Source organism: Blastococcus saxobsidens DD2 (genome assembly GCF_000284015.1).
In the GTDB taxonomy this organism is placed as follows: Bacteria; Actinomycetota; Actinomycetes; order Mycobacteriales; family Geodermatophilaceae; genus Blastococcus; species Blastococcus saxobsidens_A.
In genome coordinates this window covers 4,461,795-4,475,734 of the sequence record NC_016943.1, presented here as the reverse complement: position 1 = coordinate 4,475,734, position 13,940 = coordinate 4,461,795, and the positions used below count along the sequence as shown (strand labels likewise).

General features: G+C 72.6%; 14 protein-coding genes. 10 read left to right on the top strand and 4 right to left on the bottom strand.

All coding sequences use genetic code 11. The annotated features are described in order from the left end of the window. Window positions 1-302: 302 nt before the first annotated feature. The 5 genes from BLASA_RS21225 (at window position 303) to BLASA_RS21205 (ending at window position 4,596) form a co-directional block, all read left to right on the top strand. Complete coding sequence (locus tag BLASA_RS21225) at window positions 303-488, top strand: hypothetical protein (RefSeq protein WP_014378315.1); 186 nt, start codon at window positions 303-305, stop codon at window positions 486-488. A gap of 403 nt (window positions 489-891) precedes the next feature. After that, the gene (purS, locus tag BLASA_RS21220) at window positions 892-1,131 is read left to right on the top strand and encodes a phosphoribosylformylglycinamidine synthase subunit PurS (protein WP_041776830.1); all 240 of its coding nucleotides are present in this window, start codon (window positions 892-894) and stop codon (window positions 1,129-1,131) included. Window positions 1,132-1,142: 11 nt separating this feature from the next. After that, window positions 1,143-1,814: a phosphoribosylformylglycinamidine synthase subunit PurQ gene (purQ, locus tag BLASA_RS21215; protein ID WP_014378313.1), complete on the top strand. Its 672-nt coding sequence runs from the start codon at window positions 1,143-1,145 to the stop codon at window positions 1,812-1,814. Continuing rightward, window positions 1,811-4,177, top strand: a complete 2,367-nt coding sequence (purL, locus tag BLASA_RS21210) for a phosphoribosylformylglycinamidine synthase subunit PurL (RefSeq protein WP_014378312.1) — start codon at window positions 1,811-1,813, stop codon at window positions 4,175-4,177. Before purQ ends, purL begins: the two co-directional genes overlap by 4 nt. Then, complete coding sequence (locus BLASA_RS21205) at window positions 4,177-4,596, top strand: sterol carrier family protein (protein ID WP_014378311.1); 420 nt, start codon at window positions 4,177-4,179, stop codon at window positions 4,594-4,596. Before purL ends, BLASA_RS21205 begins: the two co-directional genes overlap by 1 nt. 124 nt (window positions 4,597-4,720) lie before the next feature. Here the strand turns inward: BLASA_RS21205 and BLASA_RS25290 are convergent, their stop codons facing one another. Both BLASA_RS25290 and BLASA_RS21200 read right to left on the bottom strand, forming a co-directional pair. After that, window positions 4,721-4,867 (bottom strand): MFS transporter small subunit, encoded by a 147-nt coding sequence (locus BLASA_RS25290; RefSeq protein WP_014378310.1) that lies wholly within the window; start codon window positions 4,865-4,867, stop codon window positions 4,721-4,723. Next, entirely contained in the window at window positions 4,864-6,279 is a 1,416-nt protein-coding gene (locus BLASA_RS21200; RefSeq protein ID WP_014378309.1) for an OFA family MFS transporter, read from the bottom strand. Before BLASA_RS21200 ends, BLASA_RS25290 begins: the two co-directional genes overlap by 4 nt. A 213-nt stretch (window positions 6,280-6,492) precedes the next feature. Between BLASA_RS21200 and BLASA_RS21195 the strand changes: the two genes are divergently transcribed. The 4 genes from BLASA_RS21195 to purM all read left to right on the top strand — a co-directional run bounded on the left by BLASA_RS21195 (window position 6,493) and on the right by purM (window position 11,054). Then, window positions 6,493-7,584 (top strand): S-(hydroxymethyl)mycothiol dehydrogenase, encoded by a 1,092-nt coding sequence (locus tag BLASA_RS21195; RefSeq protein ID WP_014378308.1) that lies wholly within the window; start codon window positions 6,493-6,495, stop codon window positions 7,582-7,584. Window positions 7,585-7,660: 76 nt separating this feature from the next. Beyond that, entirely contained in the window at window positions 7,661-8,272 is a 612-nt protein-coding gene (locus BLASA_RS21190) for an MBL fold metallo-hydrolase (RefSeq protein ID WP_014378307.1), read from the top strand. A 185-nt stretch (window positions 8,273-8,457) separates the two neighbouring features. Further along, on the top strand, window positions 8,458-9,996 hold the full coding sequence (purF, locus tag BLASA_RS21185) for an amidophosphoribosyltransferase (RefSeq protein ID WP_014378306.1): 1,539 nt from the start codon (window positions 8,458-8,460) through the stop codon (window positions 9,994-9,996). Beyond that, complete coding sequence (purM, locus tag BLASA_RS21180; protein ID WP_014378305.1) at window positions 9,993-11,054, top strand: phosphoribosylformylglycinamidine cyclo-ligase; 1,062 nt, start codon at window positions 9,993-9,995, stop codon at window positions 11,052-11,054. The genes purF and purM overlap by 4 nt, the downstream gene beginning before the upstream one ends. A 222-nt stretch (window positions 11,055-11,276) precedes the next feature. Here the strand turns inward: purM and BLASA_RS21175 are convergent, their stop codons facing one another. Next, the gene (locus tag BLASA_RS21175; protein ID WP_041775895.1) at window positions 11,277-11,501 is read right to left on the bottom strand and encodes a DUF3073 domain-containing protein; all 225 of its coding nucleotides are present in this window, start codon (window positions 11,499-11,501) and stop codon (window positions 11,277-11,279) included. A gap of 160 nt (window positions 11,502-11,661) precedes the next feature. Beyond that, on the bottom strand, window positions 11,662-12,726 hold the full coding sequence (locus BLASA_RS21170; RefSeq protein ID WP_014378303.1) for a Glu/Leu/Phe/Val family dehydrogenase: 1,065 nt from the start codon (window positions 12,724-12,726) through the stop codon (window positions 11,662-11,664). Window positions 12,727-12,879: 153 nt separating this feature from the next. On the opposite strand from BLASA_RS21170, the gene BLASA_RS21165 reads away from it, so the two are divergent. Further along, entirely contained in the window at window positions 12,880-13,863 is a 984-nt protein-coding gene (locus BLASA_RS21165) for a sugar ABC transporter substrate-binding protein (RefSeq protein ID WP_014378302.1), read from the top strand. Window positions 13,864-13,940: the final 77 nt, after the last annotated feature.

Genomic DNA, 13,940 nt, shown 5'->3' with positions numbered 1-13,940 from the left:
ACCACCATTTCGTCGCACTCGTCGGGCCTGTGGACGAGCCCAGCGGGCGACGGCCGCCGCCCGGCAGGCTGCGCCCGTGCCGACCCCGCCCGTCCCGCCGCGCGTGCTCGCGCCGACCAACCGCGCGGGGGCCCGCTCGGACGGCATCAGCGACTGGCAGCTGCGCCACACGGGGGTCGTCCGCCTGTCGCGGGACACCTACCTCCCGCGAGCGGCAATCAGCGTGCTGCGGCAACGCATCGACGCTGTGCTCCTCGGTCCTGGTCACCTCGCCCCGCCGGACCTGGATCGACCTCGCGGCGGTGCTGCCGCCGGGGGCGCTGCTCGCGGTCACCGACCAGATGCTGGCCCGGCGCTTCCCGGCGGACGAGTTCCCGAGCATCGTCGCTCGGTCCCGCGGACGGCGAGGGGTCGCCCGGGCGCGGGCGGTCATGGCCATCGCCGACCCGCTGGCCGGCTCGCCGATGGACTCGGTCTCCGGTGGCTGATCCACGAGGCCCGGCTGCCGCGACCGGTCCTCCAGCACGTCATCTCCGACGACGCCGGCCGCTTCCTGGCGGCGGTGGACATGGCGTGGCCGGAGCGCCGGGTGCTCGTGGAGTTCGATGGCGACGTCCACCGTGAGCGACGGGTCTTCGTGAACGACCTGCGTCGGCAGAACGGTGGGGGCCGGGTGGCGGGTGCTGCGCTTCAGCTCCGCCGACGTCCTCGGTCGTCAGGCCGCGGTGCTCGGGCTCCTCGGTGGCGTTCTGTCCGGCGACTGACCTCCGAGTGCGACATCGTCGTGGCGATCACGGCCCGATGGCCACGTGTTCGTCGCAGTGGATGGGTGGTGAGAGGGAGAGGAGGGTCACGGGGGTGCTCCCCGCGGCCCCCGGTACCCTCGTCGGCGTGTCCCGGGTGGTCGTCGACGTGGTCCTCAAGCCGGAGATCTCCGACCCCCAGGGGCAGGCGGTCCTCGGTGCGCTCGGCCGGCTCGGCCACGACTCCGTGCGGAGCGTCCGCCAGGGCAAGCACTTCGTGCTCGAGGTCGACGGGACGCCCGACGAGGCCGAGCTGAAGCAGATCGCCGAGACACTGCTGGCGAACCCGGTCATCGAGGACGTCGAGCTGCACCTCCCCACCGACTGAGAGAGACCGCTGTGCGCATCGGTGTCATCACCTTCCCGGGCTCCCTGGACGACGTCGACGCCGCGCGAGCGGTGCGCCTGGCCGGCGGGAACCCGATCAGCCTGTGGCACGCCGACCACGACCTGAAGGACGTCGACGCCGTCGTCCTCCCGGGCGGGTTCTCCTACGGCGACTACCTGCGGGCCGGGGCCATCGCGGCGCGCGCGCCCCTGATGCAGGACGTCGTCGACCGCGCGACGCGGGGCATGCCCGTGCTGGGCATCTGCAACGGCTTCCAGGTGCTCTGCGAAGCAGGCCTCCTGCCCGGCGCGCTCACCCGCAACAGCCACCTGCACTTCCGCAACCGCGACCAGGTGCTGCGCGTCGAGCGGGCCGACACCGCCTGGACGCAGGACTACGCGAGCGGCCAGCGCATCGTCATCCCGGTCAAGAACGGCGAGGGTCGGTACGTGGCCGCCGACGCCGACCTCGACCGTCTCGAGGGCGAGGACCGGGTGGTGTTCCGCTACGTGGGCGGCAACCCCAACGGGTCCAGCCGGGACATCGCCGGCGTCACCAGCGGGAACGGCCGCGTGGTCGGCCTCATGCCGCACCCCGAGCACGCCGTCGAGGACCTCACCGGTCCGAGCACCGACGGCCTCGGCTTCTTCACCAGCATCCTGAAGGCGGTCGTGAACGCGTGACTGAGGACGGAACGGCGGGGCAGGCGAGCGCGACCGCGGGCCTCTCCGACCTCGACACCGGCCCGGGCCGGCTGGCGAACCGGCTCGACACCGTCGACCTGGCGGCGAGCACCCCCGGCGACGAGCAGCCCTATGCCGAGCTCGGCCTCCGGGCCGACGAGTACGTCCGGATCACGGAGATCCTCGGCCGCCGGCCCACCACCGCCGAGCTCGCGATGTACAGCGTGATGTGGAGCGAGCACTGCTCCTACAAGAGCTCCAAGGTGCACCTGCGCCAGTTCGGCGACCTCCCGCCCAGCGACGCGCTGCTGGTCGGCATCGGCGAGAACGCCGGCGTGGTGGACGTCGGCGACGGCTACGCGGTCACCTTCAAGGTCGAGAGCCACAACCACCCGAGCTACGTCGAGCCCTACCAGGGCGCGGCCACGGGTGTCGGCGGCATCGTCCGCGACATTCTCACCATGGGCGCGCGCCCGATCGCCGTCATGGACAGCCTCCGCTTCGGCCGGGCCGACGCCCCCGACACCGCCCGGGTGCTGCCCGGCGTCGTCGCCGGGGTCGGCGGCTACGGCAACTGCCTGGGGCTGCCCAACATCGGCGGCGAGCTGGTCTTCGATGACTGCTACGCCGGCAATCCGCTGGTCAACGCGCTGTGCGTCGGCGTGATGAAGCACGAGGACGTCCGGCTGGCGAAGGCCGAGGGCGTCGGCAACAAGGTGATCCTTTTCGGCGCCCGCACCGGCGGCGACGGCATCGGCGGGGTCTCCGTCCTCGCGTCCGAGACCTTCGACGCCGAGGGCCCGGCCAAGCGGCCCAGCGTGCAGGTCGGCGACCCGTTCACCGAGAAGCTGCTCATCGAGGCCTGCCTGGAGATCTTCGCCGCCGACCTCGTCACCGGCATCCAGGACCTCGGCGGCGCCGGGCTGTCCTGCGCCACCAGCGAGCTGGCCAGCGCCGGTACCGGCGGTATGCACGTCGACCTCGACACCGTCCCGCTGCGGGACAGCACCCTGACGCCCGCCGAGATCCTGATGAGCGAGTCGCAGGAGCGGATGTGCGCCATCGTCGAGCCGGGCAAGGTCGACGCGTTCCTCGCGGTCTGCCGCACGTGGGACGTCCTGGCCACCGTCATCGGTGAGGTGACCGCCGGCGACCGGCTGACGGTCGACTGGCACGGGGAGCGGATCGTCGACGTCCCGCCGCGGACGGTCGCGCACGAGGGCCCCGTCTACCAGCGGCCGATGCAGCGCCCGGCCGACCTCGACGCGCTCCAGGCCGACGACCCCGCCCGCCTGCCGCGGCCGCAGACCGGGGCCGAGCTGCAGGCGCACTGGCTGGCCGTCGTCAGCAGCCCGGACGGCGCGGACAAGACCTGGGTCACCGAGCAGTACGACCGCTACGTCCGCGGGAACACGGTGCTGGCCCAGCCCGACGACGCCGGTGTCGTGCGGATCGACGAGGAGTCCCACCGCGGCATCGCCCTCTCCCTGGACGGCAACGGCCGCTACGCCCGCCTCGACCCCTACACCGGGACGCAGCTCAACCTCGCGGAGGCGTACCGCAACGTCGCCGTCTCCGGGGCGAAGCCGCTCGCCGTCACCAACTGCCTGAACTTCGGGTCGCCGGAGAGTCCCGAGGTCATGTGGCAGTTCGCGGAGGCCGTCCGCGGCCTCGCCGACGCCTGCCGGGAGCTCGGCCTGCCGGTCACCGGCGGCAACGTCAGCCTCTACAACCAGACCGGCGACGTCGCCATCAACCCGACGCCGGTGATCGGTGTCCTGGGCGTGCACGACGACGTCCGCACCCGCGTGCCGTCCGGCTGGCGCGTGCCCGGGGAGACGGTGCTGCTGCTCGGGACCACGGAGGCCGAGCTCGGTGGGTCCGCATGGGCCAGCGTCGTGCACGGCCACCTCGGCGGCCGTCCGCCGGCGGTCGACCTGGCCGCCGAGCGGGCGCTGGGAGACCTGCTGGGCGCACTCGGCCGCGAGGGCCTGATCAGCTCCGCGCACGACCTGGCCGACGGTGGGCTGGCGCAGGCGCTGGCCGAGTCGGCGCTCCGCTACGGCGTCGGCGCCCGGCTGGCGCTGGGTGAGGACCCCTTCACGACGCTGTTCAGCGAGTCCGGCGCCCGCGCGGTCATCACGACGTCGGACCCCGGCGGCGTGAAGACCACCGCGCGATGGGCCGGCGTGCCCGTCACCGAGCTGGGGACCACCGGCGGCGGCGCGCTCGTCGCCGAGGATCTGCTCGAGCTGGACCTCGACGAACTGCGAGCCGCCTGGAGCGCCACGCTGCCGGCCCTGTTCGGCAGCCCCGAGGTCGCGGTCGGCTCCGTTCCGGCGGGCACCGTCCCGACCAGCTGATGCCCGCACAGCCGATCCCGGCCGAGGAGCTGCGGGCGGCGGTCGAGCCCGTGCGGGCCTGGCTGGCCGGGGAGGCCGAGCAGCCGCCCCGCGCGGCCGTGGGTGCCGCGGTGAAGACCAGCGCCCGCTGGCTGGCCCAGCAGGCGCCGGGGCGCTCGGTGGAGGTGCGGGTGCCCCCGCACGTCGCCGTCCAGTGCATCGCGGGCCCCCGGCACACCCGGGGGACGCCGCCGAACGTCGTGGAGACCGACGCGGCGACCTGGCTCCGCCTGGCGACCGGCACCCTCGACTGGGCCACCGCCGCCGCGGACGGGAAGCTCACCGCCAGCGGAAACCGGGCCGACCTGTCCGGTCACCTTCCGCTTTCCCCTCTGTCACCCTCCGGGCGACACCGCGGCCAGAAGCCGTCCCCCGGCTGAGCCGAGCCGCTCCGTCACGCCTGCGCGGAACCCTCCGGGCCCCACTCGGCGCGACCACGCACCGGAAGACGACGACGGCGGGGACCCCCGGAGGGATCCCCGCCGTCGCGGGTGGTCAGGTGGTTCAGCCGCCGAAGAGCGCGCTGGCCGCCCTCGCAGTGTTGTAGAGACCGTAGATCAGCGGGATGCCGACCAGCGCCCAGGCGAAGGCGACGAGGCCCGTCGGGGTGCTCGAAGCCGGCTGCTCACCGGTGGAGGACGTCGAGCTCATCGGGTGGTGCTCCTCTCGGGTTCCGCCGCAGCGGTGGGGATGTCGGTGTCCTTCGGCTCGAACCACTTCTCGGCGACCGGCTTGATCATGAGGTTGGCGACGAAGCCGACGGCCAGGATGCCGACCATGATGAACAGGGCGGGCCGGTAGTCAGAGGCAACCAGGTTCCCCGGCTCCCCCTGCATGTCCAGGATGCCGTTGATGATCAGCGGCCCCGCGATGCCCGCGGCCGCCCAGGCGGTCAGCAGCCGGCCGTGGATGGCGCCGACCTGGTAGGTGCCGAACAGGTCGCGCAGGTACGCCGGGACGGTCGCGAACCCACCGCCGTAGAAGCTGATGATCACCGCGGCCAGTGCGACGAACAGCCAGACGGCGCTGCCGCCGATGGTGGCCAGCGCGATGTAGAGGACGATGCCGACGCCGAGGTACACCATGTAGATCGGCTTGCGACCGATGTAGTCCGACGTGGTCGACCACGCGAACCGGCCGGCCATGTTGAACAGCGACAGCAGCCCCACGAAGCCTGCGGCGGCGGCGGCCGCCACCGCGGAGGTCCCGCCCTCGCGGAAGAAGTCCTGGATCATCGGGGCGGCCTGCTCGAGGATGCCGATGCCCGCGGTCACGTTGCAGAACAGGACCGTCCACAGCAGCCAGAACTGCGGCGTCTTGATCGCGTTGCTGGCGGAGACGTTCTCGGTGGTGACCAGGGCCTTCTGCTTGACCGTTGCCGGGTCGAAGCCGTGCGGACGCCAGTTGGGCGCGGGCACCCGCACGATGAGGGCGCCGAACAGCATGAAGACCAGGTAGAGCACGCCGAGGGTGAGGAACAGGAGGGCGACGGAGTTGCCGCTGGCGACCTCACCGGCCGCGCCGGTGTAGTCCTCGTCGTACCAGTTCATCAGCTGGCGGGACAGCGGCGAGGCGACCATCGCACCACCACCGAAGCCCATGATCGCCATGCCGGTGGCCAGGCCCGGACGGTCGGGGAACCACTTGATCAGCGTGGAGACCGGCGAGATGTAGCCGATGCCCAGACCGATGCCGCCGAGGAAGCCGTAGCCGAGGTAGACCAACCAGAGCTGGTTGGTGAAGATGCCGAGCGAGCCCACGAGGAAGCCGGCCGACCAGAAGACGGCGGCGGTGGCCATCGCGGCACGGGGGCCGTTCTTGTCGACCCACGTGCCGAAGAGCGCGGCGGAGACGCCGAGCATGACGATCGCGAGCGAGAAGATGATGCCGATCTGGGTGAGGCTTGCGTCGAAGTGCTCGACGAGCGCCACCTTGTAGACGCTGGTGGCGTAGGCCTGGCCGATGCTGAGGTGCACGGCGAGGGCCGCGGGTGGGATCAACCACCGGTTGAAGCCTGGCTTGGCGATGATTCGCTCGCGAGCCAGGAAGCTGGGAACTGCCACGGGGACAACCTCCGGGGACGGGAACCGGTACGGCCGGACGGCCACAACCAGGACGCGCCCGATGATCTGTGATCTGGGTCGCTATCGCGTGGCACCGTACGTCGTCGAGAAGAACATTGCGCGCTCAACATGCGAACGTGACCACGCCGTGACGAACAGTTACCACATCAGAGCACTCGAACCGGCCCAGCGGCGGACGCCTAGGCTCGCCGCATGGCATATGAGGTGCGGGGCGTCGTAGCCCGCGGCAAGGGACAGCCGGTCACGGTGGAGACCATCGTGGTCCCCGACCCGGGGCCGGGTGAGGCGGTCGTCGACGTGCAGGCCTGCGGGGTCTGCCACACCGACCTGCACTACCGCGAAGGCGGCATCAACGACGACTTCCCGTTCCTGCTCGGCCACGAGGCGGCCGGCGTCGTCTCCGCCGTCGGCGAGGGTGTCACCAACGTCGCAGTGGGCGACTACGTCGTCCTGAACTGGCGGGCCGTGTGCGGTGAGTGCCGTGCCTGCCGCAAGGGTCAGCTGCAGTACTGCTTCAATACCCACAACGCCGCGCAGAAGATGACCCTCGCCGACGGCACCGAGCTCTCCCCGGCGCTGGGCATCGGCGCCTTCGCCGAGAAGACGCTGGTGCACTCCGGCCAGTGCACGAAGGTGGACCCGGCCGCGCCGCCGACCGCTGCCGGACTGCTCGGCTGCGGCGTCATGGCCGGGGTGGGCGCGGCGGTCAACACCGGCGGCGTGCAGCGCGGCGAGACGGTGGCCGTGTTCGGCTGCGGCGGCGTCGGTGACGCCGCGATCGCCGGGGCGAAGCTCGCCGGGGCGACGACGATCATCGCCGTCGACATCTCCGACCGGAAGCTCGAGTGGGCCAGGCAGTTCGGCGCCACCCACACGGTCAACTCCACGGACACCGACCCGGTGGAGGCGATCCGGGCCCTCACCGGCGGCTTCGGCGTCGACGTCGCCATCGACGCCGTCGGCCACCCGGAGGTGTTCGAGCAGGCGTTCTACGCCCGTGACCTGGCCGGCCGGGTCGTCATGGTCGGCGTCCCGACGCCGGGCATGGAGGTCACCCTGCCGGCGATCGAGATCTTCGGCCGCGGCGGGTCGATCAGGTCCTCCTGGTACGGCGACTGCCTGCCCAGCCGTGACTTCCCGATGCTGGTCGACCTCTACCTGCAGGGCCGCTTCGACCTCGACGCCTTCGTCAGCGAGACGATCGGGCTGGACGACGTCGAGGTGGCCTTCGAGAAGATGCACAAGGGCGAGGTGCTGCGCAGCGTCGTGGTGTTCGAGAAGTGACCGCGAGAACGACGCGCGAGCGAGCATCGCAGGGAGCGCCAGCGACCGAGGAGCGGAACGAGTGCGGAGTCGAGCAATGAGCGGCGCCCGCATCGACAAGGTGGTCATCCCCGGCGTCTTCAGCCTCGACGGCCAGGACTTCGACGTCGAGAACAACGTCTGGCTCGTCGGGGACGACGACGAGGTGCTCGTGATCGACGCTCCGCACGACGCCGCGCCGATCGTCGAGGCGATCGGTGGCCGGACGGTGACCGCGATCGTGCTGACGCACGGGCACAACGACCACATCACCGCCGCGCCGGCGCTCCGTGCGGCCACCGGCGCGCCGATCTGGTTTCACAGCGCCGACCGGATGCTCTGGGACATGACGCACCCGGACACCGCACCTGACGAGTACCTGCGGGCCGGCACCCGGTTCGACGTCGCGGGCACCCGGCTCGTCGCGCTGCACACGCCGGGTCACTCCCCGGGCAGCACCTGCCTGCACGCGGCGGACCTGCGCACGGTCTTCACCGGCGACACGCTGTTCTGCGGCGGGCCGGGGGCGACCGGCCGGTCGTTCAGCGACCACCCGACGATCGTGAACTCGATCCGGGCGCAGTTGCTGAGCCTGCACGGCGACACGGTCGTGAGGACCGGCCACGGGGACGACACGACGATCTTCGCGGAGCTCCGCAACGTGCACTGACTCCCCGGCGCGGCGGCATCCACAGGCATAGGAGGCAATGCCTATGGATGGGGTCGCGACACCGTAGGCAGAGCCTCCTATGCCGGGGTCGGTGCGGAGGCCGACCGGCGTGGTGGCGCCCGCGAGGTGACGCGGTACACCGGCTGGGCGCTCTCCGGGTGGCGGGCGCCGGTACGCTCGACCCCGTGCTTCGCGGTGATGGACGGCTGACGCACGACCTCGATCCCCAGTCCCCGGCACCCCAGGACGCCTGTGGCGTCTTCGGGGTCTGGGCACCTGGTGAAGAGGTCGCGAAGCTGACCTATTTCGGTCTGTACGCGCTCCAGCACCGCGGGCAGGAGGCGGCGGGTATCGCGGTGTCCGACGGCGCCTCGGTCGTCGTCTTCAAGGACCTCGGTCTCGTCAGCCAGGTGTTCGACGAGGCGACGCTCGGCAGCCTGCGCGGCCACCTCGCCGTCGGCCACACCCGGTACTCCACCACCGGCGCGTCCACGTGGGAGAACGCCCAGCCCACCTTCCGCACCACGGAGGCCGGGACCGGGCTGGCGCTCTGTCACAACGGGAACCTGGTCAACACCGCCGAGCTGGCCAGCACGGCCGCCGACGCGGGGGTGCCGGGCGCCTTCGCCGCCACCACCGACTCCGACCTGGTGACGGCGCTGATCGCCTCCTACCAGGACATCTCGGTGGAGGCCGCGGCCATGGAGGTGCTGCCGCAGCTGCGCGGGGCCTTCTCCATCACGTTCATGGACGAGGACACGCTCTACGCCGCCCGTGACCCGCAGGGCGTCCGCCCGCTGGTGCTGGGCCGGCTGGAGCGCGGCTGGGTCGTGGCCAGCGAGACCGCGGCGCTGGACATCGTCGGCGCCTCCGTGGTCCGCGAGGTCGAGCCCGGCGAGCTGATCGCCATCGACGAGAACGGCCTGCGCAGCCAGCACTTCGCGCCCGCCGAGCCCAAGGGCTGCGTCTTCGAGTACGTCTACCTCGCCCGCCCGGACACCACGATCTCCGGCCGCAGCGTGCACGCCGCCCGGGTCGAGATCGGCCGCCGGCTGGCCAGGGAGCACCCGGCCGACGCCGACCTGGTCATCCCGGTGCCGGAGTCGGGGACGCCGGCCGCCGTCGGTTACGCGGAGGCCAGCGGCATCCCCTACGGGCTGGGGCTGGTCAAGAACTCCTACGTCGGCCGCACCTTCATCCAGCCGTCGCAGACCATCCGGCAGCTGGGCATCCGGCTGAAGCTGAACCCGCTGCGCGACGTGATCCGCGGCAAGCGGCTGGTCGTCGTCGACGACTCGATCGTCCGGGGCAACACGCAGCGCGCGCTGATCCGGATGCTGCGCGAGGCGGGGGCGCTGGAGGTGCACGTGCGCATCTCCTCCCCGCCGGTGAAGTGGCCGTGCTTCTACGGCATCGACTTCGCCAGTCGGGCCGAGCTGATCGCCAACGGGCTGGACATCGACGGCGTGCGCGCCTCGATCAACGCCGACTCCCTGGGCTACGTCTCCGAGCAGGAGCTGATCGCCGCCACCGAGCAGCCGCGGAACCGACTGTGCACCGCCTGCTTCACCGGCGAGTACCCCATCGACCTGGGCGCGCCCGAGGTGCTGGGCAAGCACGTTCTCGAAGGCATAGAGCAGCGGGCGGTGACCGGCTGGACGGGCCAGCAGGCCGGCAGCGCGGCGGTGCCCGGAGGTGCTGAGGACGCGCTGAGGCGGCCGTGAGCACCGAGTTCACCTACGCCGCCTCCGGCGTCGACATCGACGCCGGGGAGCGCGCGGTCACGCTGATGCGGGCCGCGGTCGAGCGGACCAACCGGCCCGAGGTGGTGGGCGGGCTGGGCGGGTTCGCCGGGCTGTTCGCCCTGGACACCGCCAAGTACCGCAGGCCGCTGCTCGCCTCCTCCACCGACGGCGTGGGCACGAAGATCGCGCTCGCCCGGCAGCTGGACCGGCACGACACCGTGGGGATCGACCTCGTGGCCATGGTCGTCGACGACCTGGTCGCCTGCGGCGCCGAGCCGCTGTTCCTCCAGGACTACGTGGCCTGCGGAAGGGTGGTCCCCGAGCGGATCGCCGCGATCGTCACCGGTATCGCCGCCGGCTGCACCCGGGCCGGTGCGGCCCTGGTGGGCGGGGAGACCGCCGAGCACGGCGACCTGATGGACGCCGACGAGTACGACCTCGCCGCGACGGCGGTGGGGGTCGTCGAGGCCGACGCCGTCCTGGGCCCGGAGCGCGTGCACGAGGGCGACGCGGTGATCGCGATGGCGTCGTCGGGCTTCCACTCCAACGGCTACTCCCTCGTGCGCCGGGTGGTGGGCGCGGCAGGCCTGGACCTGCACGCGACGCCGGCCGGCCTCGATCGCGCGCTGGGCGAGGAGCTGCTCGAGCCCACCCGCATCTACGCGCTGGACTGCCTGGCCCTGGTCGAGGTGCTGGGCGTCGAGGGCGTGCACGCCTACGCGCACATCACCGGCGGTGGGCTGGCCGGGAACACCGCGCGCGTGGTGCCCGACGGGCTGCAGGCGGTGCTGGACCGCAGCACGTGGGCGCTACCGGTTGCCGTGCGCCTGATGGAGGAGCACGGGGTTCCCCGGGCGGAGAGCGAGCGCGCCTTCAACTGCGGGGTCGGGATGATCGCCGCCGTCGCCCCGGACCGCGCCGACGCCGCCGTCGCACTGCTGACCGCCCGCGGGGTGCCCGCGTGGATCGCCGGGACCGTGCGGGAGCGGTCCGACGGGGACGCCCCGGCCGCGGAGCTCGTCGGCTCCTACCGCTGACGTCGCCCCTGGCAGCTGTGGCGGTGCCTCGCCCCAGATCCCGTGATCGCCGCCTGAGCGCTACAGCTCCGGGGTGGCGACGACGAGCGCAGGGTCACGCGGGCTGGGGGCGCGCCTGAGCCCGTCCCGCCACGTCGATCCCCGCACGCGACACCACGACACCGCCGCCCCGGAGGGCCGCGGTGTCGTGGTGACCGACGTTCCGGAGAGCGGTGCCGCGGGTCAGCGGCTGGCCGCCCAGTCGTCGTCGGAGTCGTCGTCCGCCCAACGATCGGCGTACGCGTCGTCCTCGTCCTCGTCCTCGTCGTCCACCGCGCTGGGCGGGGTGTACGACGACGACGAACCGGCCAGCTCCCGCTGCAGCGCGGTGAGGTCGGTGTTGGGTGAGCTGTACTTGAGCTCACGGGCCACGCGTGTCTGCTTGGCCTTCGCTCGGCCGCGCCCCATCGGCTCGACCCCCTCGTTACGGAGTGCGGAGGCTCAGCCAAGCGGCTGATGCGGCCCGCGTGGCGACCCCGACTGAGTGACTATGTCTCGGACAACACTACGACACCGATCGCCGGCGGGCACACGCCCTCCCCCTTCCGGTGGTGCGCGGGCCGCCGGATCAGCGCGGCAGCCGGATCGTGGCCAGCCGGCCGACCGAGCGGATGCGCTCCTCGGCCAGCCGATCCGCGGCTCCCGCCGGGGAGATCCCCGCGGCGTCGGCGAGCGCGAAGACCCGCAGGGCGACGTCGAAGATGCCGGAGGCCTTGGCCTGCGCGCGCCCGAACGAGAAGCCGTGCCGCTCGTCCTCCACCTGGATGACCCCGCCGGCGTTCACCAGGTAGTCGGGCGCGTACAGGATCCCGCGCCCGCGCAGCTGCTCGGCGACCTCCGGGGTGGCGAGCTGGTTGTTCGCCCCGCCGCAGACGATGCGCGACGGCAGCACCGCCACGGTCTCCTCGTCCAGGGCGCCGCCGAGGGCGTTGGGCGAGTAGACGTCGTGCTCGGTGCGGACCAGCGCGGCGGTGTCGGCCACGGCCGTCACCTGGGGGTGGCGGGCCCGGATGCGCGCCACCGCCGCCGGGTCGACGTCGGTGACCACGACGGCCGCGCCGTCGTCGACCAGGCGGCCGATCAGGTGCGAGCCCACCTTGCCGGCGCCGGCCACGGCCACGGTCCGACCGGCCAGGGACCGCGAGCCCCAGCAGTGCTGCGCGGCCGCCTGCATTCCGAGGAAGACGCCGTAGGCGGTGAGCACCGAGGAGTCCCCGCACCCGCCCTGGGCCTCCGACCGGCCGTGCGCGAAGCGGGTCTCCCGCGCGACGACGTCCAGGTCGGCGTTGGACGTGCCCACGTCGCAAGCGGTCAGGTACCGGCCGCCCAGCGCCTGGACGAACCGGCCGTAGGCGCGCAGCAGCGCCTCGGTCTTGCCGGTGCGCGGGTCGCCGATGATCACCGCCTTGCCGCCGCCCAGGTCGAGCCCCGCGAGGCTGTTCTTGTACGACATCGCCGTCGACAACCGGAGCGCGTCGGCGACGGCGGCCTGCTCGCTGGCGTAGGGGTAGAAGCGCGTGCCACCCAGCGCGGGCCCGAGGGCCGTGGAGTGGATCGCGATCACCGCCCGCAACCCCGATTCGGGGTCGCTGCAGAACACGACCTGCTCATGACCGGATCCCAGGACGTCCACGACCGGAAGCCTAGATCGATCCGGGCGTGCCGCCCGGTCGGTGGAGTGCGCACCGCGCCGGGCCTCCTGCGGCACCCCCGGTGGGCACGAAGGGCATGATCCTGGGCGAAGCGAACGTCCGGGCCCCGGCCCGGCAGCACAGGAGGATCCTCGATGGCCGCACCGAAGCGACTGCTGGCACTGGTCTTGGCCGCGCCCCTCGTCCTGGCCGCCTGCACCACCGACGGTGGCGGAGGCGGGGGCGGCGAGGACGCCGGGAGCGGCACGGCGGCCGACGGGGAGCTCGCCTTCTCGGTGATCACCCACGGCTCGGCCGGGGACGCCTTCTGGGACGTCGTGCAGAACGGCGCCGAGGCGGCCGGCGAGGACCTCGGCATCGACGTCGACTACCAGAGCGACGGCGACCCCCAGCGCCAGGCGCAGCTCATCGACGCGGCGGTGAACTCCGACGTCGACGGGATCGTGGTCTCGATGGCCAACCCCGACGCGCTGCAGGAGTCGATCGAGGGTGCGGTCGAGGCCGGGATCCCGGTCGTCACCATCAACTCCGGAGGTGAGCGCTCGGCGGAGTTCGGTGCCATCGGCCACGTCGGGCAGGACGAGCGGATCGCCGGCCAGGGCGCCGGGCAGCGGCTCGCGGAGAACGGCGCGGAGAACGTCGTCTGCGTCATCCACGAGGCCGGGAACATCGGCCTGGAGCAGCGCTGCGCCGGGGCTGCCGAGGCGCTCGGCGGGGACATCAGCACGGTGCAGGTGGACATCAACGACCTGCAGGGGGCGCAGTCGACGATCACCTCGCAGCTGCAGACCGACCCCACCATCGACGCCGTGCTCACCCTGAACTCCGCCGTCGCGGCCGTGGCGTCCGACGCCGCGGCGGACGCCGGGTCCGACGCGCAGGTCGCGACGTTCGACCTCAACGAGGACGTCATCGGCGGCATCCAGAGCGGCGACATCGCCTTCGCCGTCGACCAGCAGCAGTACGAGCAGGGCTACCTGCCGGTCGTGATGCTCCAGCTGTACGCCGAGAACCTGAACACCGTCGGCGGCGGCCGGCCGGTGCTGACCGGCCCGGGGATCGTGGACGCCGACAACGTCGACGCGATCGCCGACCTGGCCTCGGCCGGCACGCGCTGAGCGCCCAGAGGACCGCCGCGCCGGCGGAGCGGCGGGCCGACGAGCGGCTGGGTGCGGCGGGACCGCTGCGCCGCCTG